This window comes from Naumannella halotolerans (assembly GCF_004364645.1).
GTDB lineage: Bacteria > Actinomycetota > Actinomycetes > Propionibacteriales > Propionibacteriaceae > Naumannella > Naumannella halotolerans.
This window is the reverse complement of sequence record NZ_SOAW01000002.1, coordinates 549,196-569,440: the sequence shown is the minus strand read 5'-3', so window position 1 is coordinate 569,440 and position 20,245 is coordinate 549,196. Positions and strand designations below refer to the sequence as shown.

The window sequence follows — 20,245 nt, the reverse complement described above, 5'->3', positions numbered from 1 at the left end:
CGTTACCTTCTAATCGCTTTGAGAGTTCCGGAGGTAACGCATCCTCAGAAGCTCTGTCCAGTCATGACGCCCCTCGCGCGCGAGCGACCGGGATCAGTTCCCATGGGAGAGACAGACACACGAGACTCTTGACGGCGGGCCTGTCGGCACCCTCAGTTATGCTCGCTTCGTGGCGCCTCCTACCAATCTGCAGACGGCGACGGCGGAGTACGGGAAAGCGGCGAAGGCTAAGCTGCTCTCTCCTGCGGTGTCCGGTCAAGCCGAGGATCAGCTGCGCGGTCCGATCGAGAACTATCTTCGGGCTCTGACGGGTCTGGGCGGTCAGGACACGGATGCACTCGTGCTGGTGGGCGAATCGGCGCTCTCCGAGTTGCAGGTGCGACCTGACTTCGCGGTCACTCTGTCGGGCGTCTTGGTCGGGTTCGTTGAGCTCAAGGCCCCCGGAAAGGGTGCCGACCCACGTAGGTTCACGGACAAACACGACAAGAATCAATGGGCCAAGCTCTCTGCGCTGCCCAACTTGATGTACACCGACGGCAACGAGTTCTCCGTCTGGAGGTTCGGAGAGCTACAGGGCACGGTGCAAAAGTTGGACGGTGACGTGAACATCTCGGGTTCCAAGCTCGAGGCGCCCACCGGGTTGCCGGGTCTCGTAGCTGACTTTCTTACCTGGTCGCCACAGCCCCCGGCAAGGCCGAGCCAGCTCGCTCACACGGCCGCCCGTCTGTGTCGGCTCCTCCGTGACGAGGTCACCGAACAGCTCACCGCTAAGAATTCAGATCTGCTCGGGTTGGCCTACGACTGGCGGCAGCTTCTGTTTCCGGACGCGTCCGACGAAGAGTTTGCGGACTCCTATGCACAAGCCGTCACCTTCGGTCTACTGATGGCCCGGGTCCGCAACATCGACCTGACGGACGGTGTAGCAGCGGCGGCGACAAAGCTCGCGGCCGAGAAGTACACGCTGGTCGGCACCGCGCTTCGCATCCTCACCGAAGGCCAGTTGGCCCACGACGCCTTGCAGACGTCGGTGGCGACGCTCACGCGAACCCTGTCGGTTGTTGATTGGCCCAAGTTGTCCAAGGGGAACCCCGAAGCCTGGCTGTACTTCTACGAGGAGTTCCTTGCTGAGTACGACCCCGAGCTGCGAAAGAAGACCGGTTCCTACTACACGCCGGTCGAGGTCGTCTCGGAAATGACGCGACTGGTCGATGAAGCGCTCGTCTCCCGTCTGAACATCTCGGGCGGGCTCGCCGACCCCGGTGTGAAGGTGCTGGATCCAGCGTTGGGCACCGGCACCTACCTCCTGGAGGTTCTCAGACGGATCGCTGAGCACGTCTCCGACGAGCAAGGTCCCGGCGCGGTCCCCGGAGCACTCGCCGACACCGTCAGCCGCATCATCGGATTCGAACTGCAGATGGGGCCCTACGCGGTGGCGCAGCTACGACTGCTGGCCGAGCTCAACGAGCTCCACGCCCCAGACTCTGCGCTTAGCGGCCTCCGCACCTACGTCACCAACACTCTCGATGACCCGCTGGTCGAGGTCACCAAGCTGGGCAACTGGTACGAGCCCATCGCTCAGTCACGACGGGACGCCAACGAAGTCAAGGCGAAGGAACCCGTCATGGTGGTCCTGGGCAATCCTCCGTACAAGGAGCGGAGCAAGGGACAGGGGGGATTCGTCGAGCAGGGCGGCGTGAGCCGGCCGGCACCGCTCAGGCGGTTCATACCGGACCCGCAGGTCGGCGTCGGCGCGCACGTGAAGCATCTCTACAACCCGTACGTGTACTTCTGGCGATGGGCCACCGACAAGGTTTTCGATCAGCCGCTCGAAGACGGCGGGATCGACGACGGCCGCGGGATTGTCTGCTTCATTACCGTCGCGGGCTTCCTCGGTGGCCCGGGGTTCTCGCAGATGCGTGCCTACCTCCGCGAACGCGCGGACGCGGTCTACATCATCGACTGCTCGCCCGAAGGACACCAGCCACCTCACTCCACTCGGATCTTCCAAGGTGTGCAGCAGCCCATCTGTATCACCCTCGCCGTCCGTGACGGCAGTACGGGGGACGGGCCAGCCACGGTGTACTACCGGTCGCTGCAGAGTGGCCCGCGGAAAGAGAAGTTCGTCGAACTGAAGTCAATCAGCTTGGACGCCGCCGATGCGGATTCCGGATGGGAGCTCGCGGGCACGTCGCCCTACGATCCGTTCTGGCCGGCCGCCGCTGCGGAATGGAGTTCGTACCCAAGCCTGGAGGACCTGTTCCTGTACGATGGATCCGGAACCATGCTGGGGCGCACCTGGCCCGTGGCCCCCGATCGGCAGACCCTTACCGATCGATGGAATGCCTTCACTGGGGCTCCCCAGGGCCGCAAACCTGAACTCCTCCAAGAGCATGCCGACCGGACCGTCAACACCGAGCTATCAGACGGCTTGCCAGGCTACCCCGCTCCGGCGAACAGCATCGGATCGGAGACCGGTCCCGTGCCGCAGCCGGTCCGCTACGGATACCGCTCGTTGGACCGTCAGTGGATCATTCCTGACAAGCGTCTCATCAACCGACCTAACCCCACACTATGGCGAGTCTACGGCGACTCGCAGGTGTACCTGACCGCTTTCACCAGGAACAGCCCCGGCAATGTGGCGGCGAGCTTCAGCGCCCACATTCCCGACCTTGACCACTACCAAGGGAGTTTTGGTGGCCGCGTTTGGCCAATGTGGCGGGACGCCGCGGGGACCATTGCGAACACGACACCTAATCTGCTCACTGCGCTGTCCGATCGACTGAGTCAGTCGGTGCAGGGGCCCGACGTTATGGCCTACGTCGCAGGCATCGTCTCCCACCCCGCATACGCGACCAAGTTCTCTGACGACCTCGAATCTCCTGGCATACGCGTGCCAGTTGTGGCTGACGCTGATCTGTTCAACGAGGCTGTCGAGCTCGGGAGGCGGGTGATCTGGCTTCACTCGTACGGAACTCGGTTCGTGAGCGCAGAAGCGGGTCGTCCTCCGGGTTCCCCGCGCCTTCCGGCCGACCGGGCGCCGAAAGTGCTTGCCGAGTACCCGATTCCTGCTGACGCAGAAGGAATGCCGGACGAAATCACGTTCGATCCCGACCACCACCGGCTCTACATCGGCGCCGGACAAATCGGACCTGTCGTCCCTGAGGTGTGGAACTACTCGGTGGGCAACCGGGAGATCATCCAGCAGTGGTTTTCGTACCGTCGGCGAGACCGGCATCGTCCCGCGATGGGCGCCCGGCGCAACAGCCCGTTGTCGGATCTCCAAGTCGACCACTGGCTGCCGGAGTACACGACCGACCTGATCGATCTTCTTCACGTGCTTACTCTTCTGACGGAGGTCCACACCGAGCAGGCAGAATTGCTCGACGCGATCATCGCCCGAAGCAACTTCGTCACCGTCACCGATCTCACAGTCGCGGGTGTGCTCCCGGTGTCCGCTGACATACGCAAGAAGGCGGGCAAGCCAACGACCGGCGCGGAGGTGCCGTCTGACCCGGATACGTTGTTTGGCTAGCTGCGGTCCTACCCGCGCGGCAGCTCGCGCCATCGGGCATCAAAATGATCCGGCCACCGCGGTACCGCCCGAACGCACGGTAGCAGGCGCCGCGCTCTCGGCCGATCCGGAAGACTCGTCGTCAGATCCGAACGAGGTAGTACCTCGCCGAAACGACCCAAGGAGGTTCCGATGAGCGCGGGAGGCCGCCCGGCCAAGATCAAGATTCCCCGATGAGCACCCCTTCGTCACCGCTGGTGGTAGTCACCGAGGACGAGACCACGATCCTCGACACCGACGGCTCCAACCTGTCCCTACCAGTACCACCTGGTGACTACGAGATCGCTGCAGCAGTGGCGGACTCGGCGGTGATCGGACCCAAGAACCACGCCACTCGCGTCGGCGTCCTCTGGAGCAATGGAGCCCCGGAGGCGTGGCGGATTCATCACTGGAGGTCCGCCCCTCAGGCAATCCGCGCCGCCGTGGGGAGCCAACAGAACCGCGCCACGATCTGGAGGGTGTGGGCCAAGAAGAACGACGTGTACATCGGCAGTCGGAAAACCGCATCCGAGGCCAAGCTCAGCCTCCACGGGTCCGGTGACTGGCGGTTCCAGTACGTCAACCCGGCAGAGCATCCGAACGTCATGCATCGACATCTTGAGACCGGAGAGGAGCCTTCCGGCAGGTTGATGCATCGATGGCGCCGTCCCGACGCCGCAGAGTCGGGATGGATCCGAGCACTCAGGATCCTCGTGCCGCGATCGCACCTGCGCGCGATCCCTGGATCAACCGAGGAATCCGATGTCTGGATCGAGGCACCGCAGGGCGCGAACGACATCGTCGAGCTCACCGTCGCCATGTGCGAGAAATCGGGGTCGGGATGGCTCGATCTCGGGCACCTCTGGGACGGTGACCCCGCGCTGGCTTACTTCCTCGGGGGGATGGTTCTGGACAACGGCGAGACGGTGGCAATGTTCGCCGTCACCCGTCAGATGACGCCATGGGAGCACAAGGCGCTGGCAGAACTCGAACCGACGCTAGGCGTCCTTCCGAAAGAGATGGCGCACTTGGGAACTCGATCGATGGTCTGGAGCCGCGGAGTGCCTGACGAAGGCATCACGCTGCTGGACCTCGCTCCCGCACCGGCCAAGACCTAGGCCGTCCATCTAGGGCCTACTTCAACTAGGCACCTCCCTCGAGGTGTCAGACCGTCTATCTAGAGTCGCTCTCGACGTAGATAGACAGATCTGTCGAGAGGGTCAAGACATGCCTGAACACATCGAGGGCAAGGGGCAGCGGGTCGCCTACGTCCGGGTCTCCTCGGCGGATCAGAATCCCGCCCGCCAGGTCGAGGCGATCGGTGAGTCCGCCGACCGGATCTTCACCGATCACGTCTCCGGCTCCACGACGGACCGGCCGGCACTTGAGGAACTCCTGGCCTATGTCCGCGACGGGGACCAGGTCATCGTGTCCTCGATGGACCGTCTGGCTCGGTCCACCGCTGACCTGCACTCCCTGGTTGACGGACTCACCGATCGTGGTGTCGGCGTCCAGTTCCTCAAGGAAGGGCTCGCCTTCCATCCCGGTCAGAGCGACCCCACCGCCCGCCTGCTCCTAGGGGTGATGGGAAGCATCGCTGAGTTCGAGCGAGCCATCATCCGGGAGCGTCAGCGCGAGGGCATCGCCCTAGCCAAGGAACGCGGAGTATATCGAGGCAGACGCTCCATCGACGACACGAAGCTCGAAGCGGCTCAAGCACTTGTAGGTGATGGCCTCACGGTGACAAAGGCGTGTCGACAAGTCGGCGTATCTCGGAGCACCTACTACGCAAGGATCGCAGGATGAGGGGCGAGGAGGAACTTCGAGAAGGCGTCATGGGCATTTTTTGGGTGCTCACCCGCAGCGACCGCAGTACGACCCTGAATGTCACCGACTCGCTTCCCGGGCACGCCAGACTCCTGACCGATGGCATCGAAGTACGAGTGATGGTTCCCGCCGGACAGCAGGACCTCGAACAAGCAATGCGGGAATTCGACCGATCAGAGTCCTTAGAAGAGTTGTGGCTCGTTGGGCAGACTGAGGCCGGGATGTTCGTCCTTCCCGAGGTCCGTCGCTCTCGCAGACAGATCCAGCTCGGCGGTTCGAAGCCATCGGTACGAACCTACCGAGGACCTGCGGCGATCACCGGGGCAAACCCAGCGTCACTCAGTACCAAGATCACCAAGCTCACCGTCGAGTTCCCGAATCCGGCATGGGCAGGACTGAACCCGGTGAACGAGAAGTTGACCGTGCAACAAGCCACATCGCGCCGATCAATCGACGTAGCGCTGCGACCAACCGACTCCATAGACGCCGGCAAGGTCGGATCCCTCAGGCTCAGGCTGACCGGCACTTGGTACCGAAGTGCCGATTCACGCCGAAGCTCTGTTGAGATCACCTCGGCGCTGAAGCTGTCCGTGGATGGACGGGCAGGATCCGTTCGCGACTACATCGATATCGCCACACGGGTTCAAGACCTTGTATCGCTGGCGTACGACGCCTTTCTTCCGGCGACTGCAGCAACAGTGCACACTCCGGGTGAATCGGCCAGTGATGGGCTCCGTCTCTGGCATCACAGCCTGCTCGACGCGGCCCAGAAAGACCCACCCCCGGCCGCGTCGGATGCGCCCTACTTCAGGTTGAAGGATCTCGATCCCCGATCGATTGCTCGGTGGGTCACGCTGACACGGCAGTACCCAGATGTATCGCACGCCATCAGCGTCCGAGATCGCGCGCGCCGGGGGACGGCCGCGCGCACCCTGCAACTGGGCGCCGCGATCGAGCTGTATGTAACACAGTGCAGGACCGAAGGCAGGTCCAGGGGAAGTACGCCGAAGTGGACATCGAAACGTAGCAAACACGACACTTTCGCCTCGGCTTTGGCTCGTCACGCCGGACCTGCGTTTGCGGAGTTCGTTGGTGATGTCGATGACTGGGGAAGGGCGTTCACCGACACGTACAACGGCGCGAAACACCCCACCAGTCGGGCCGCTTCAGGGATCTTGAATGTCGCGGCAGAACTTCTCCTGATCGTGACAATGCTGAACAGGGCTGGGATGAGTCGGCGATGCAGCTCTGCCTTTTTGCGCCACCACCAGATTCGTGAGATCGGAGGTCACGTGCGAGACCTTCTGGAGACCGTCGACTGACTCCCGTCGGAAGGAAGCCAGTATGTACACCCTGATCGCTGCACTCATCGGGGCTGCAGCCGCACTCACTGTGCATGTCCTCCAGCGCAGCCGGACTCACGCGCGGAAGGTCCAGCGTCTGGCAGAGCTAGACGAGATGCAGGCATGGATCGAGGCCGAGATCGACGCCCTGACAAACGCGCTCGCTCGGTGTCCCCAAAACCCAACCTCACCGTTCACGACAGTCGTGGAATCGGACGTACGCACCGAGCCGATCAAGCGACTGCGCGAGGATCACAAAGCCGCGAGGAAGGAGTGGGAAAAGGCGACACCGCGTCGAGACCGGAACGACGCCCCGGAGTCACGCGTACAGCGCATTACAGCCCTCCGAATCCGGCTCGGCGACTCCCTGCAGCGTCTCTGTGAGACCAGGCAGGACCTTCGCATCGGGTACGTGATCGCAGCGAACCGTCCACTCTTAGTGAAGGTGGGAGCCGGATCCCTCGCGACGTGCTTGCTGGCGTCAGGCATCTGTTACCTAGTGCCCTTGATGAGTACGCTCCTGCTACTGATCCCGGACATCTCACGGGACATCATACAAGCAGTCACCGTGCTGACGGGCTCGTTCGCGCTCGTAGTCTCGTCGATCGCCGGTGGGCTCGCCGCTGCCGGTCTAGGCGACGTCGCAGTTGAGCAGCAGCGATTCCGGCGAAACAACTTCGCAGCCGAAGCCCTCAGACTTGGCTACATCACATTAGGCATAGTGTTGGGTTGTGCGCTAGCCGTGGCGCTGTTGGCTGCTGGGTTCGCGGCAATCTCGATCCGCTGATCATAAGTGCTGTCCGAGGGTGCCTGCGCCCCACCGAGCAGCTTGGCCTGACAGTGATCAGGAATGATTCGTCGTGTAGTGGCAAAATCACCCAGTGGACGACTCGGGCACATACGAGACCGTGAGTCCCCGTCAGAGTACCCACTTCTTAGAGCGCTCAATATATATCGGGCTATCTCAGGAGCCCTCTAGATTCCCCCTATTGGTATGCAACGCGCATGGACGCTCTGATCAGGCACAGCTGATGCTCCTCGATGATCATCGAGGAGCAGGCGGATGGAGATCCGAGATGCCGTGAAACTGTGGGTGATCCGGCCAGGACCAGCTCCACCTCGAACGCCGTCGTCCCTCCGGATTCTCGGTTCCGCCGATCCTGGCCGTGACGATGTGTGTCGGCCACGCGATGGACCCCATAACCTCCGGTGCGAGATGGTCAGCGCCATGCCCGTGCCTACCGTCACCCCCGCCGATCTAGGAGCATCGGGTAGACGCATCTCCCCGACACCCCACTCCTACTCATAGTGGCCGAGCGTCTGGACGGCTGCGGCGCGGCGAGAGGTTCGGGGCTGATGGCACGGCGGCGGCGCATAGGCAGTCATCCGACAAGCAGTTCACACCCTTTGAGTAGCAGTCCGAAGACCACGATGGCTATCCCGATGGCAACCCAGAGTCGCGTCGATGCGGCGTTGAAGTCTGCCTGCTGACGATCTGCCTTGAGGCGCAGTCGGTCTGCTGATGTTCCTCGGCCGTTCACGTAGACCTGCCTGAGCTCACGGTCAGCTTTCGACCGCGGGTCTCGGATCCGGTCCGCCTCCGGACGTTCATCGTCTCTCATACCGCTTTCCTTCTGCTAGAAGTCGCCGTACATCTCATCGTCACGCCAACGAGATGCCTGGTCACTGTCCGTCTTCGCTCTTGCCTTTCGAACCTTTCCCTGCTTCCTGGTGGTGAGGTCGGTCACTGTCGGCCACGGGTCCTTCCTGGTGGACGTGGTCGGCAGCGCTCGTCGATGCTCAACCTGCTCGGGAACCTCCACGACGCTGCCGGCTGCCGCCGACCCGTGCTTCACCTGCACCTCGACGGCGTTCCCGACGACGGTCACCGTGAATGCAGTAGCGGAGTCCCGTCCACGGGCATCCGTGCCCAGATCCACTCTCACTGAAAAGTCGCTGCTAGAAGTCATCATGGTTCCTCTCGCCAGACTGGAGATGATCTGCAGAACCGTCTCCAACCAAGGTTTTTCGTTACGGCTATTCTAGTTCCAGATGATCATGATTAACAGACGCATGACTCCTCCATTTTCCTTGTACGTAAGGGAATGCAGACGTTTCTATGAGCTACTATCGTTCTAGCCGACGCCCGTCACGGTGCTTGTCAATACCTCTCCGAGTACCTTCAGATGACGGGATCACACCGAGCTTGCAGCTTCCTTGCGGAAGGTCTCGGGAACGGCTGCGGCGGCCCGACGTGCACAGCGTTCGGGCCGTCGTTCACAAGACACGTTAAGGAGACAGGGATGCGTGCGCCGCACTTCAGGGTCGAGTGGGTCCGGGAGACCGGTATGTGGCATGCCTCCGGGCTGGCTGAGCATGGGCCGATCATGATCGGCGCGACTCCCGTAGGAGCACTGTGTGCGGCACTCCGTATGGCAGAGATGCTTGTTGCCGACGATCCGCGCTTCACCGATTGGGTCGAGGCCGGTTCTCGAACCCATAGGGCGATTGACGGCGGTGCTGTCGCTGCCGGTTCCTTCTCCGCCGTGATGGCTGGCGAGTGGCTGTCGTCCGCCAGACTGTGGGTCGTCTGGGACCTGAAGAGACTTCCGGCGGCGTGCATCAATCAAGATCCGGTTGCTGCGATGATGGGATTGGCACAGATGTGACTGAGGGACCCAACACAGAAGGCCTCATCGACCTCAATGGCTGCGTCAGCCCGGGACGGTGGCAGTACTGGGAATGTGCACCGACACCAAGGCTGCGAAGTGCGCCAGCCGGTATGCGATGTTGATCATCTGGAGCGGATCCAGAGAAACCTGTACCGGTCCGAGGGTAACGCCCTCCTGATGGCCCTCTCAAGATCAAGGTCTGACTGCGATCTGGAATCCTTCTGACTCGTCGCCCCACAGAGAAACGTCCAAGCTCAGCACTTCGGTGCTCCGCACCCCAGTGTCGATCCGGCGCCCGCCGGGAAGCTATGACTCCTGTCGGTGCGGTGTGCTCCAATAGCCTCAGGAGGAGCGATGGACGCACACATCTTCACCACAGAACCGATGGCTGTCAGGGCGCTGGCGGCAGAGATCCGGTTCGCCCCGGCGCCGATGACCAAGCTGATCGAAGGACTGCTGGGCCGGCAGCTCGGTGAGCTGCACGGGATCACGCTCGAGGATCGCGGCAGGGCCAGCACTGACGTGGTGCTCTCCTACATGGACGCCAGGGTTGGCATCGAGGCGAAGCTCGATCACGAGATCACTGAGACGCAGATCCTGCGAGAGATGGAGCACTTCGACGCGCTCATCCTCTTGGTTGACGAGGCCATCGATGCGAAGCCGGTTGAAGGGCTGATTCCTGTACTGACCTGGAGTTCTGTCTTGGATCTCTTCGAGAATTCCAGGCTCCTCGCATCCGACATCAAGGCAGTGAACGACAGCAACCGTCAGGTCCGGAGGCGCTTCGCGCCGCTCAACCTGCCCTCCGTTCCCTCTGGCTGGTCCATCGACAGGATGGGAACGAATGGCGGACGGCCGTCAATCCTGGTCCAGTCTCCGGTGATGGATGGTGGACGACACATCATCGGCCAGCTCGAGGGGAGTCGGAACCCGCTCGACCACCGGTGCCAGTTCACCATGGGCGTAGTAGTCGGCCCGAACGACCTCACAGGAGATCGGGACGCCCCGGAGGATTGGCTGGACATCCTCGAGGTGCTCGGGCCGTTCTGGGAAGGCTCGGCGAAGTCCGCGGGAGTGGCATTCGATCAGTCGGCCGCTCCCCTGAGGGCTGACCTGATCCGAGTGCGATCCAAGATCGAGGCTGCCGACGCACGCGGAGTGCCGAGAAGATGGGTGAAGGGCTACACCGACTCATACATCGGCCTGAAGTCGATCAAGGTAGGGATGGATGAGGCCCAGGAACTTCTTGATGGTGCGGTCGGACTGATGACCCGCGGGTTCGACCATCTCACCGAGAGCGCTGAGACGCCCTGAGCGCGCCGCAGAAGTCGAGCTTCTATTAGTTCGTCGTCGAGGGGGCGCGATGGCGTCAGATCGCCGCTGAGGGATTCTGAACGCGTACAGAGCGAGAGACGAGTCGCCTGGACAGGCGAGACCTGACCACCACTCGCCCGCGCACACGTTCAGCGGTCGGCGTTTTCGTGCGAACGCGACCTTCTTTGTTGATAGGTCGCGGCACCACAGGCCCAGTTGATCCTTGCTCCAAGGGCTCTGGAGACGCGTTACCCATCTTTCGGCCGCCGGGCCCGCTGGAAGGTACCCGTGAGCGAGCAGGCATTCAGAGTGCGTTGTTCGCTGCGTCGTCGCAGATGACGTCTGATTCGTAGTCAAGGAAGATGCCGACAGCCTTGGCGGGATCGGCGAGCACCGTGAACGGGCTGCACAAGATCAACAGAGTTGTGTGCCAGTCCTCGTGCCGAGACGTATCAGAAGACATTGACGGCACTGAAGGCTCCTCGAGGGTGCGATCGAAGTCCGAGACCAGCCATGGCGCGTCGAACCGTCCACTCTTTGACCTGCAGCCCTTGTTGGAGATTCCGGGATACTCGCCGTATCGGCGATAGATGTCCGCCGCCACCAATGAACGGAGCCTCGACCACTCCACGATCATCTCCTCCCACTCACTCAGGAGATCCCCCAAACGCTTTGTGCGGGGCTCGTTCGGCGGCGGCCGATCAAGGTCCGGGTTGTCGGCAATGTCTACACGCATCTCATCTACTGTGGCCTGAAGACTGTTGAGTGTGGCGACGCTCAGAGCCGCCCCCGTCCGGAGAACAGAACATCCCGGCCACATGGCGGCCAGGGCGTCCTGGTGGCGGTCGAGCAACTGCTGACGGATGTCTCCAGTGATCCCGTGCCGAGGCGCCCAGACCTCTGAAATGATCCGCCTTGGCTGCGCTTTGGACGGCGCCTGCTTTCGGGACGGACGGCCGGAACCGAGACGCCGCGCCTCGGTGATCGGGATGCGCCAGTCCCCGTCTTCGGTCCTGAGGGCACCGTCGAACCTTCCCTGATTGCACCACTGCCAGATCGTCTTCCGGCTGACGCCCGCGATCTCTGCAGCCTTGGTCGCCCCGACGGTATCGGAGAACGGGAACGCTTCGGGGTGCAGCGCACGCAGTTCCGGATTGACTGACGCCCTCTTGTAGAAGGCCGTGCGCTCGGCACGGCTCATCTGGTTCCACCGGCGCGACTTGCCTGCCCGATTGAAGTTCTGAGGGTCCATCCAGTACCTGCGGGCCCTTGGCATCTCAGTCCTCCGACTCCAAGCCATAGCTGATCGGCCCGCGCTGCGCTGGCAGTCGACGCCCGACCACTGGGTCAGCGCTGAGAAGAAACGGAGCAGATTCCCTACCTGGCTGCTCAAGATCAAACCTTCGCCGCCCGTAGCCTGTTTCGTAGCCAGTGATCCGGTACGCGGCGAGGATGAAACTCTGGTGGGCCACCAGCATGGGCCGGCCAACGTACGCATCCGGGTCGGCACAGGGCCACCAACCTGCCACCATCGAGACCTTGTCCTCGCTAGACGCTTCCGGATCCCAACCAGCTGCGTTCACCTTCACCACGAAGGCGGACCCGTGGGGCGGCTGCACCCAAGGCCGTTCCATCACCGACCGCACCTCGTGCAGTGAGTACAGATTCCGACTGCCTGCCTTCCCTCTTACCGTGATCAGCCCAACGGCCGCGAGGTCCTTGGCCTTGCCCCGAGCAATGCCGAACCGCCCCTCAACGGTTGCACCAGTCACTAGCTCAACAGTGTCAGCCATGAGCAGAGCCTAACGGTCAGCCGACACAACATCAACTCTATGTATTATTCTCAATGTTCGTTCCACGTATTTGAATCTGTTAGACTTCGTAAGAATCGAGAGCGAGGACCAATGGACGAACTGCGAACGGCCGATGAGGTCGCGAAGAATCTCCGATTGAGTCCTCGGATGGTCCGGAAGCTAGCGCAGCGCAAGACCCTGGCATGTGTGCGGATCGGCACCCGCGTGCTCTTCCGACCCAGCGACATCGACGAGTTCATCGAGCGACACCTGCGGGATGCGACCTGAGATGGTCAGCCGCCGCAGGGACAACGGTCGATGGAAGGCCCGCGTGTACACGCGAGAGGGCCGCGAGCGCACGAAGGACTTCGACCGCAAGCGCGATGCGTTGGCTTGGGAGAGCCTCGAACGGGAGAAGGAGCGGCGCCGTCACTCAGGAGACCAGATCACTCTCGCCGAGTTCTTCGACGAGAAGAAGGATAAGTACTTTGAGGAGCTGACCCCGGCCTCGGTGGCGACCTACCGGAGCAATCTGAAACGGGTGCTTGGCGATCTCGGACACGTCCCCCTGCGCCAGATCGATGATCGGCTGATCCGCCGGCTGCAGGAAAGGTGGAATGCCCGGCTGTCAAACGATGCAGTGCGGACGACCAGATCTGCACTCGCACGAATCCTCAACAAGGCCGTCGAAGACGGTCTCCTCGACAGCACCCGATCCGGAAGGTCAAGGCACCCAGACCAGGATCGAGCCCGACCAATCGGGTTCCCACCATGGATCAGGTCGAGATGATCGCCTCCGCCTGCGCGCGGATCGATCCCCTGTACGGTGACTATGTCCGACTGGCGGCCCTGACTGGTCTCAGAGCAGGTGAACTTACAGCCCTCCAGCCACAGGATGTCGATCTTGCCGCGCAGACCCTCCGGGTTCAGCGAGCTCATTCCAGAGGAAAGATCGGAGACCCGAAGAGCAAGGAGCCACGGACCGTCCCTGTCGTCGCCCCGGCCGCTCGGATCCTCGGGAAGCTCACCGCCTCTCGGCGCCCCACAGAGTTCCTGTTCTCCCGTCCGGGCGGACGGCTCCATCACTCCAACTTCCGCACGGCTGTCGGCTGGACCCAACTCGTCACGGACGCAGGCTTCCCCGGGCTGAGGTTCCACGACCTCCGGGGGGTCGCGATCTCGACCTGGATACAGGCGGGCATCGATCTGGCCACCGTCCGGAGCGTCGCCGGGCACAGCGACCTCCGGATGACGGACCGCTACTCGCACCTGACGCCCGGACACCTCTCGTCGGCCCGCTCGCAGATCGAATCGTACCTAGGCGTCGTACCGGACGACCAACGATTGGGAGGAGGTGAAGGCTCGAATACCTAGCACTGATGCAGTGGAGCGGATGACGGGAATCGAACCCGCATTCTCAGCTTGGGAAGCTGATGTTCTGCCATTGAACTACATCCGCGAGTGCAGCGCCGCCAGTGTAGCGAACGCTCGACGCGTGGTCGATCCGTACCGAGCCGATCCTCACCGGGCAACCGCCGACCAGTGGCGGATGCTGGCGTGTAGACGCGTCAGAATCAACCCCGGCCTGCGAACGGGGATCACAACCAGCGCGGCACCTGCTCGGCGTAGTCGTTGAAGTCGTCGCCGAAGGTCTCGGCCAGTGCGGCCTCCTCCAGCGGGATCTGCCGCCGATCGATCAGCGCCGCGAAGGCCACCACCGGCAGGTAGCTGATCAGCTTCCCCTGGCCGATCGCCAGCCCGAGCAGCAACAACAGATCGCCGACGTAGATCGGGTTGCGGGTGTAGCCGTACACCCCGTCGGTCACCAGCTCCGTGCTCTCACCCGGCACCCGGGGATCCACGGTGGTCGACCGGGCCAGCAACTGGGCGCCACCAGCGACGAACAGCCCGGCACCGGCGAGCGCGGCACTGCCCCCGAGCACCCGGCGCAGGATCGACCGGCTCGGCTTCTTCTTCTTGCCCAACAGCAGCTGTACCGCGGCGGCGGTGACGAGCAGGACGGGCGGCGGTGCGATCGGCTTCTGCATGCCTTGAGCCTACGAGGTCGCCCGTACCTAGAACCACCAAGGAGTCGCCACTCGCGCCAGGCAGGCCCCAGCTCAAACCCGATGGGACACACGACCCGAGCCCCACAAGAAGAGCTCCCCGAGGATCCCCACAAGAGGATTCGTAGCCCTCAGTCCCAGGTCCAGCCGATCCCGAACCGCCCCGGCCGCGCGTTCACCCACGATGTACTGACCGAGTTGTAGTCGTTTACCGCCAGTTCCTCGGTACGGTCGAGCCGCTCACGACCCATCAGCTGCCAGGCCGAGGTCGGTGGCTCGCACTCGAACACCACCTGCATCGACAAGGCGGTGATCGGCCGCATGAACGCATTCGTGTACCGCTCATCGACCGGCCCATGACCGCCGGGTTGCTGATCCGCGACCCACCCGTTCACCTCGCGCCAGGCGATCACCATCGTCTCGCCCAGACGCAGTTCTCGGCCGAGGTCGAAGTCGACGATCAACATGTCGACCTCCCGGTCGAGGCGTCGCCGCTTCACCGAACATCCCACGAGGTCGTTGAAGTGAAGACGGTCCATGTCCTGGTGGTCCCGGATCCTCCGGGCCAGCACCGAATGGGTGTCGACGCCATCGTTCAGCGCCTCGATCGTGGTCTGGTAGAACTCCTCGGTGATCAGCTTGTTGGCGCCGACGCGAATCAACCGGTTGGCAACGACGACCCGCTTGTCCAGGAAGCTGCGCAGCAACTGCTCCCGCAACGCCGCATGCATCTGCTGCCCGACACTGGCCTCGGCGAAGGGCGGCCCGACCCGGACATCGTCCCAGGCACGCAACAGCTCCTCGACCTCTGCCGGCGGCAACTCCAGCGCCGAGGCCATCGCCATCAGGGTCGAGGTGCGCGGAGAGACGATCGTCCGATTCTCCAGATTCCGGACAGTCCGCTCGCTGACCCCGGAGATCGCCGACAACTGTGCCTGCGAGACCCGGTAACGACGCCGCAGGTCGCGTAGAACCTCGCCCCCGTTCAAACCCTCTGCACCCACTACTCCAGCTTGACCGCGGCCCGGTGGAGGAACACGCTGACGCGCCACACCAGACACCATTTCTGCCGCCGAACCCACCGACCGGGCAGGTTCACCCATGACCGACGTCACCCCCTGGAGACGCTCAGGGGCCCACCATGAAAGTCCCCCGATCCCCCGCTCTACCCCGAGACGGACACGGCACTGCTGCCTAGAGTGCGGACATGGCTGCAGAACAGATCCAGCTCCGGGCCTCCGACGCCGATCGCGATCAGGTCGCAGACCTGCTGACCGCCGCTTTCAGCGAGGGGCGGTTGACCCATGAGGAGTTCGACCTGCGGGTGAACTCGGCGATGCAGGCCCGCCACTTCGACGAATTGGTCGAACTGACGCGCGATCTCGTACCCCTCGACGACCTCCGACCGCGACAGCTCCCGGAGGGGCCTCCGCTGCCGACCGACGAACCCGAACTGCTCACCGCCTTCCTCTCCGGCGCCAAACGCGACGGCGATTGGCGCCCGCGGGCCCGTACCCGGGTACGCGCCTTCTGGGGCGGGGTCGAACTCGACCTGACCGAGGCCGTCTGGCCGGGCAACCGGATCGAGCTCGACATCCAGCTGTGCATGGCCGGCGTGGAGATCAAGGTCGGCAGCGATGTCCGGGTGACCGACCGGATGACCGCGATCATGGGCGGCAACGACATCAAGCGCGTCGCCGGTGCCGGCGCAGCGCGCGAACTGGTGCTGACCGGTACGGTGATGATGGGCGGCGTCGAGGTCCGCGGCCCGAAACAGAAGAAGCACAAGACCAAGTAGCACCAGAGGTGCACCACCGTCCCGGGACCGGGATACTGAACCCGTGACGCCCGATCAGCTCTTCGCCCCTCCGTCCGTGGCCTGGCAGAGGCTCTCACCACGCTGGGCGACCGTACGGCGCATCGGCGCAGTGATCAGTTACACCCTCCTGTTCGCCGTTCCCGCCGTCGTCCTCGGCCTGATCTTCGAGCCGTGGGTGGTTGCCATCCCGGTGGTCGCCTGGATCGCTTTCCTGAGCTGGCGGCTGATCCGGATCGGCACGCTCTGCGCCTCCTGGGGGTACGCCGAACTGGACGAGGACCTCTACATCACCCGCGGGCTCTGGTTCCGTCGGCTGACCGCCGTACCGTACGGGCGGATGCAGGTGGTGGAGGTCGAGTCCGGCCCGATCGAACGGGCCTTCGGCCTGGCCCGGGTGAAACTGGTGACCGCCTCGGCCTCCACCGACGCGATGATCCCCGGTTTGCCGCCCGAGCGGGCCGCGGAACTGCGCGACCGGCTCACCCAGCGCGCCGAGACCGGGAGTTCCGGCCTGTGAGCTTCGGCGATCAGGAGCCTCGCCGTGCGGCATCCGAACCGGAGCCGCGGGCAACCGATCCGGCCGCAGCAGCGCCGACCGCCACCCCGGAGCCGGCACTGGCCAAGCGCGCCGAGCGCCCGCACCCGGCAACCCCACTGATCCGCGGCTGGTTGGTCCTGTTGCTGGTGATCGTCGCCATCGGCCGGGAGTTCATTCCTGACGGTTCCCGGAGCACCGATTCGGCCAGCATGCTCGAACTGCTGCGGGCCAACCTGTTGATCGCCCTCGCCGCCCTGGCCGGTGTGATCGCCGTGGTCGCGCTGAGTTCCTTCATCAGCTGGTGGTTCACCCGTTACGTGATCGACGACGACGAACTGCGGGTGGAGACCGGACTGTTCACCAAGAGCTCCAAACGGATCCCCTTCGGGCGGATCCAGTCAATCGACGTGATCCAACCCCTGGCGGCCCGGATCTTCGGGCTCGCCGAACTGCGGATCGACGCCGGCAACGACAAGACCTCCCTGCGCTACCTGACCCGGCGCAAGACGTACCGCATCCGCGACTACCTGCTGAGCCGCGCGCACGGGGAGCAGATCACCGTGGCCGACTCCGCCGCCGGCCCGGTCTCCGGGGGATTCCAGGATCTGTCCGCCCGCGATCAGGTACTGGTGAGGATCCCACCGGCCCGGCTGCTGGCCGGTCTGCTCACCGCCACCGACTTCCTGGTGATGGCCGCGATCACCCTGGCTGCCCTGATCACCGTGCTGGCGCTCGGGTTCGGTGTCGCCTCGGTCAGTGTGCTGATCCCGATCGTCATCGGCACCGTCCGGATGATCGGCTCCCGGGTGCTGTCGCAGTTCAACTACACGCTCTCGCGTACCGGCCGCGGGCTGCGGATCAGTCGTGGTCTGACCAACATCACCAGCCAGTCCGTACCGATCGACCGGATCCAGGGGGTGCGGATCACCCAGTACCTGCTATGGCGCGCCTTCGGGTTCTACCGCCTCGACATCGACGTGCTCGGGATCAAGGGCACCGATTCCAGCACCGAGGACGGTACGCAGAGCTCCTCGATCCTGCTCCCGGTCGGCAACTTCCACGATCTGCAGGTGGCCCTGGCGCAGATCCTGCCCGGTGTGAACCTGGCCTCGATCCCGATGTGGGGCAGCCCCTCGCGGGCCAGGCTCTTCCACTGGTTCACCATCCAGACCTTCCGCTTCGGCCACGACGACGAGGTGGCGGTCTCGGTCCGCGGCCTGGTCGACAGGGTCACCGATGTCGTCCCGCATGCGAAAGTGCAGTCGGTACGGATCACCCAGGGGCCGCTGCAACGAGGGGTACGCACCGCGAGCGTGCACTTCGACACCACCCCGGGCCCGGTCACCTGGACCGCCCACGAGTTGGACCCGCAGGCCGCCCGGGCCCTGGCCCTGAGCCAGCTCGACCGTTCCCGGCGGGCCCGCGAACGGGTGGCACGGGAGCGGTCGCACACCGGTGCGGTCGGGCACGGGACAGGCGATCTACCACCCGACCTGCCGCCGCCACTAAGGTCGTGACCATGACTGCGAAACTCGTTCTCGGCATCGACATCGGCGGCTCCGGCATCAAGGGAGCCCCGGTGAACCTGACCACCGGTGAATTCTCCGAGGACCGGTTGAAGATCCCCACCCCGAAGAAGTCGACACCGAAGAACGTCGCCGCCGTGGTGGCCGAGATCGCCGAGGAGTTCGCCGACCAGATCGGCCAGGGCCCGGTCGGCATCACCATCCCCGCCGTGGTCCGGGCCGGGATCACCCTCAGCGCCGCCAACATCGACAAGTCCTGGATCGGCGCCCAGGCCCGGGACCTGTTCGCCGAGGCGCTGGGCCGCGACGTCATCCTGGTCAACGATGCCGATGCCGCGGGCCTGGCCGAGGTGCAGTTCGGCGCCGCCAAGGGCAATCTCGGCAAGGTGTTGATGACCACCCTGGGCACCGGCATCGGTTCGGCCTTGATCTACAAGGGTGTGCTGATCCCGAACACCGAACTCGGCCACATCGAGGTCAACGGCCACGACGCGGAGACCAAGGCCTCCTCCGGGGCGAAGGAGCGTGACGGCCTGTCCTACAAGGAATGGGCCCCGCGACTGCAGAACTACTACGACATGATCGAACGGCTGATCTGGCCCGACCTGATCGTCGTCGGCGGCGGGGTCTCCCGGAAGGCCGAGAAGTTCCTGCCGCTGCTGAAGCTCAACGCACCGATCATCCCCGCGGAGTTGGAAAACCGGGCGGGCATCATCGGCGCGGCCTATCTCGCCTCGAACCCCGACCAGCTCCGGGCGCCGATGGCGGTCACCGATCCCCAGCGCAAGCCCTGAGCAAGAGTCCCGGATCGGCGACACTGGTCGCCCGAGCACGACCGGGGCACGACCGACCGGGCCCGTTGTTCATCGGCAGACGTCGATGATGTCCAACCCCAGGTCGAGCACCGGCGCCGAGTGGGTCAACGCACCCACGGCCAGGTAGTCGACACCGGTCATCGCGACCTCCCGGGCCCGGTCGAGTTCCAGCCCGCCGCTGGCCTCGGTCCGTACCCCGGCGACGCGGGCACGCTCGGCGGAGCGTCGGAGTTGATCAAGGCCCATGTTGTCCAGCAGCACCAGCCGGGCGCCGGCGGCGACCGCCTCGCTCACCTGCTCGACGGTGTCGCACTCGACCTCCACCGGCAGTTCGGGGGCGGCTGCGCGTACCGCCTCGAATGCCGCGGTCACCGAACCGGCCGCAGCGATGTGGTTGTCCTTGATCAAGGCGGCATCACCGAGGGCCATCCGATGGTTCTGCCCGCCGCCGCAGCGCACCGCATACTTCTGCAGCGCACGCAGACCGGGCACCGTCTTGCGGGTGTCCCGGATGATCGCCCCGGTGCCGTCGATCGCCTCCACCCAGCGGGCGGTCAGCGACGCCACCCCGGACAGCTGTCCCAGCAGGTTCAGCGCGGTCCGTTCGGCGGTGAGGACGGTACGCAGCGAGCCCGTCACCTGCAGGACCGGGTGCCCCGGCCGGAGTGGATCACCGTCGGCTACGAACTGTTCGATGATCAACTCCGTACCCGAACGCTGCGCCACGGTACGCAATGCCTGCACCGCCAGCTCGAGCCCGGCGAGCACCCCCGGCTGTCGGCTGACCACGGCTGCGGTGCCCCGGGCATCGATGGCCACACAGGCGAGGGTGGTGACATCGGCACCCAACGAAAGGTCCTCTTCCAGAGCCAGTTCGACCGCTGCAGAGATCTGCTCCGGCGTCGGTCCATCGACGGTTCGGGTCTGCGTATCGAGCAGGCTGTTCATCGCGCAACCCCAGTGTCTGCTCCGGCGACTGTCC

At 64.1% G+C, this 20,245-nt stretch carries 21 protein-coding genes and 1 tRNA gene; 14 read left to right on the top strand and 8 right to left on the bottom strand.

Annotation, left to right across the window (positions count from 1 at the left end; genetic code table 11):
- Positions 1–169 precede the first annotated feature (169 nt).
- From CLV29_RS13805 to CLV29_RS13785, 5 genes are all read left to right on the top strand, one after another.
- A complete protein-coding gene (locus tag CLV29_RS13805; protein ID WP_208292961.1) occupies positions 170–3,532 on the top strand; it encodes a type ISP restriction/modification enzyme in 3,363 nt (1,120 codons plus the stop codon).
- 212 nt (positions 3,533–3,744) lie between these two features.
- On the top strand, positions 3,745–4,668 hold the full coding sequence (locus CLV29_RS13800) for a hypothetical protein (RefSeq protein ID WP_133755643.1): 924 nt from the start codon (positions 3,745–3,747) through the stop codon (positions 4,666–4,668).
- A gap of 109 nt (positions 4,669–4,777) precedes the next feature.
- Positions 4,778–5,356 (top strand): recombinase family protein, encoded by a 579-nt coding sequence (locus CLV29_RS13795; protein ID WP_133755642.1) that lies wholly within the window; start codon positions 4,778–4,780, stop codon positions 5,354–5,356.
- Positions 5,353–6,699 (top strand): ApeA N-terminal domain 1-containing protein, encoded by a 1,347-nt coding sequence (locus CLV29_RS13790; RefSeq protein WP_133755641.1) that lies wholly within the window; start codon positions 5,353–5,355, stop codon positions 6,697–6,699. Before CLV29_RS13795 ends, CLV29_RS13790 begins: the two co-directional genes overlap by 4 nt.
- 22 nt (positions 6,700–6,721) lie before the next feature.
- Complete coding sequence (locus CLV29_RS13785; protein ID WP_133755640.1) at positions 6,722–7,507, top strand: hypothetical protein; 786 nt, start codon at positions 6,722–6,724, stop codon at positions 7,505–7,507.
- Positions 7,508–8,102: 595 nt separating this feature from the next.
- Here the strand turns inward: CLV29_RS13785 and CLV29_RS13780 are convergent.
- A complete protein-coding gene (locus CLV29_RS13780; RefSeq protein WP_133755639.1) occupies positions 8,103–8,342 on the bottom strand; it encodes a hypothetical protein in 240 nt (79 codons plus the stop codon).
- 15 nt (positions 8,343–8,357) lie between these two features.
- Complete coding sequence (locus CLV29_RS13775; protein ID WP_133755638.1) at positions 8,358–8,738, bottom strand: hypothetical protein; 381 nt, start codon at positions 8,736–8,738, stop codon at positions 8,358–8,360.
- Positions 8,739–9,023: 285 nt separating this feature from the next.
- Between CLV29_RS13775 and CLV29_RS13770 the strand changes: the two genes are divergently transcribed.
- Both CLV29_RS13770 and CLV29_RS16275 read left to right on the top strand, forming a co-directional pair.
- Complete coding sequence (locus CLV29_RS13770; protein ID WP_133755637.1) at positions 9,024–9,389, top strand: hypothetical protein; 366 nt, start codon at positions 9,024–9,026, stop codon at positions 9,387–9,389.
- Between the two features lie 357 nt (positions 9,390–9,746).
- Positions 9,747–10,706, top strand: coding sequence for a hypothetical protein (locus tag CLV29_RS16275; RefSeq protein ID WP_166649282.1), 960 nt, complete (start codon positions 9,747–9,749; stop codon positions 10,704–10,706).
- A gap of 304 nt (positions 10,707–11,010) precedes the next feature.
- Here the strand turns inward: CLV29_RS16275 and CLV29_RS13760 are convergent, their stop codons facing one another.
- Together CLV29_RS13760 and CLV29_RS13755 are read right to left on the bottom strand one after the other, a co-directional pair.
- Positions 11,011–11,958, bottom strand: a complete 948-nt coding sequence (locus CLV29_RS13760; protein ID WP_133755635.1) for a hypothetical protein — start codon at positions 11,956–11,958, stop codon at positions 11,011–11,013.
- 25 nt (positions 11,959–11,983) lie between these two features.
- Positions 11,984–12,499, bottom strand: coding sequence for a hypothetical protein (locus CLV29_RS13755; protein ID WP_133755634.1), 516 nt, complete (start codon positions 12,497–12,499; stop codon positions 11,984–11,986).
- A gap of 39 nt (positions 12,500–12,538) precedes the next feature.
- Here CLV29_RS13755 and CLV29_RS13750 point away from each other — a divergent pair, with 39 nt between their 5' ends.
- From CLV29_RS13750 to CLV29_RS13740, 3 genes are read left to right on the top strand one after another with little or no spacing between them, the layout of a single operon-like run.
- Complete coding sequence (locus tag CLV29_RS13750) at positions 12,539–12,787, top strand: helix-turn-helix domain-containing protein (RefSeq protein WP_341799773.1); 249 nt, start codon at positions 12,539–12,541, stop codon at positions 12,785–12,787.
- A gap of 43 nt (positions 12,788–12,830) precedes the next feature.
- On the top strand, positions 12,831–13,289 hold the full coding sequence (locus CLV29_RS13745; protein ID WP_133755632.1) for a phage integrase SAM-like domain-containing protein: 459 nt from the start codon (positions 12,831–12,833) through the stop codon (positions 13,287–13,289).
- Entirely contained in the window at positions 13,271–13,873 is a 603-nt protein-coding gene (locus tag CLV29_RS13740; protein ID WP_133755631.1) for a tyrosine-type recombinase/integrase, read from the top strand. The genes CLV29_RS13745 and CLV29_RS13740 overlap by 19 nt, the downstream gene beginning before the upstream one ends.
- A gap of 11 nt (positions 13,874–13,884) precedes the next feature.
- On the opposite strand, the gene CLV29_RS13735 is transcribed toward CLV29_RS13740, so the two are convergent.
- The 3 genes from CLV29_RS13735 to CLV29_RS13725 form a co-directional block, all read right to left on the bottom strand.
- Positions 13,885–13,958 (bottom strand) — tRNA-Gly (locus CLV29_RS13735).
- Positions 13,959–14,097: 139 nt separating this feature from the next.
- Positions 14,098–14,547: a methyltransferase family protein gene (locus tag CLV29_RS13730; RefSeq protein ID WP_133755630.1), complete on the bottom strand. Its 450-nt coding sequence runs from the start codon at positions 14,545–14,547 to the stop codon at positions 14,098–14,100.
- A gap of 149 nt (positions 14,548–14,696) precedes the next feature.
- The gene (locus tag CLV29_RS13725) at positions 14,697–15,569 is read right to left on the bottom strand and encodes a helix-turn-helix domain-containing protein (RefSeq protein ID WP_166649281.1); all 873 of its coding nucleotides are present in this window, start codon (positions 15,567–15,569) and stop codon (positions 14,697–14,699) included.
- Positions 15,570–15,772: 203 nt separating this feature from the next.
- On the opposite strand from CLV29_RS13725, the gene CLV29_RS13720 reads away from it, so the two are divergent.
- From CLV29_RS13720 to ppgK, 4 genes are read left to right on the top strand one after another with little or no spacing between them, the layout of a single operon-like run.
- Positions 15,773–16,363, top strand: a complete 591-nt coding sequence (locus tag CLV29_RS13720) for a DUF1707 SHOCT-like domain-containing protein (protein WP_133755628.1) — start codon at positions 15,773–15,775, stop codon at positions 16,361–16,363.
- A gap of 43 nt (positions 16,364–16,406) precedes the next feature.
- Positions 16,407–16,901 (top strand): PH domain-containing protein, encoded by a 495-nt coding sequence (locus CLV29_RS13715; protein ID WP_133755627.1) that lies wholly within the window; start codon positions 16,407–16,409, stop codon positions 16,899–16,901.
- Positions 16,898–18,439, top strand: coding sequence for a PH domain-containing protein (locus tag CLV29_RS13710; protein WP_133755626.1), 1,542 nt, complete (start codon positions 16,898–16,900; stop codon positions 18,437–18,439). Before CLV29_RS13715 ends, CLV29_RS13710 begins: the two co-directional genes overlap by 4 nt.
- A gap of 2 nt (positions 18,440–18,441) precedes the next feature.
- A complete protein-coding gene (ppgK, locus tag CLV29_RS13705) occupies positions 18,442–19,242 on the top strand; it encodes a polyphosphate--glucose phosphotransferase (protein ID WP_133755625.1) in 801 nt (266 codons plus the stop codon).
- 69 nt (positions 19,243–19,311) lie between these two features.
- On the opposite strand, the gene nadC is transcribed toward ppgK, so the two are convergent.
- Positions 19,312–20,211 carry a carboxylating nicotinate-nucleotide diphosphorylase gene (nadC, locus tag CLV29_RS13700; protein WP_133755624.1) on the bottom strand — a complete coding sequence of 300 codons (900 nt, stop codon included), beginning with the start codon at positions 20,209–20,211 and terminating at the stop codon, positions 19,312–19,314.
- Positions 20,212–20,245: the final 34 nt, after the last annotated feature.

Excerpts from the sequence above, each read along its gene's own strand:
- CLV29_RS13800 (WP_133755643.1), top strand. The coding sequence starts at position 3,745 with ATGAGCACCCCTTCGTCACCGCTGGTGGTAGTCACCGAGGACGAGACC.
- CLV29_RS13795 (WP_133755642.1), top strand. The coding sequence starts at position 4,778 with ATGCCTGAACACATCGAGGGCAAGGGGCAGCGGGTCGCCTACGTCCGG.
- CLV29_RS13790 (WP_133755641.1), top strand. The coding sequence starts at position 5,353 with ATGAGGGGCGAGGAGGAACTTCGAGAAGGCGTCATGGGCATTTTTTGG.
- CLV29_RS13785 (WP_133755640.1), top strand. The coding sequence starts at position 6,722 with ATGTACACCCTGATCGCTGCACTCATCGGGGCTGCAGCCGCACTCACT.
- CLV29_RS13780 (WP_133755639.1), bottom strand. The coding sequence starts at position 8,342 with ATGAGAGACGATGAACGTCCGGAGGCGGACCGGATCCGAGACCCGCGG.
- CLV29_RS13770 (WP_133755637.1), top strand. The coding sequence starts at position 9,024 with ATGCGTGCGCCGCACTTCAGGGTCGAGTGGGTCCGGGAGACCGGTATG.
- CLV29_RS16275 (WP_166649282.1), top strand. The coding sequence starts at position 9,747 with ATGGACGCACACATCTTCACCACAGAACCGATGGCTGTCAGGGCGCTG.
- CLV29_RS13760 (WP_133755635.1), bottom strand. The coding sequence starts at position 11,958 with ATGGACCCTCAGAACTTCAATCGGGCAGGCAAGTCGCGCCGGTGGAAC.
- CLV29_RS13755 (WP_133755634.1), bottom strand. The coding sequence starts at position 12,499 with ATGGCTGACACTGTTGAGCTAGTGACTGGTGCAACCGTTGAGGGGCGG.
- CLV29_RS13750 (WP_341799773.1), top strand. The coding sequence starts at position 12,539 with ATGTATTATTCTCAATGTTCGTTCCACGTATTTGAATCTGTTAGACTT.
- CLV29_RS13740 (WP_133755631.1), top strand. The coding sequence starts at position 13,271 with ATGGATCAGGTCGAGATGATCGCCTCCGCCTGCGCGCGGATCGATCCC.
- CLV29_RS13730 (WP_133755630.1), bottom strand. The coding sequence starts at position 14,547 with ATGCAGAAGCCGATCGCACCGCCGCCCGTCCTGCTCGTCACCGCCGCC.
- CLV29_RS13720 (WP_133755628.1), top strand. The coding sequence starts at position 15,773 with ATGGCTGCAGAACAGATCCAGCTCCGGGCCTCCGACGCCGATCGCGAT.
- ppgK (WP_133755625.1), top strand. The coding sequence starts at position 18,442 with ATGACTGCGAAACTCGTTCTCGGCATCGACATCGGCGGCTCCGGCATC.
- nadC (WP_133755624.1), bottom strand. The coding sequence starts at position 20,211 with ATGAACAGCCTGCTCGATACGCAGACCCGAACCGTCGATGGACCGACG.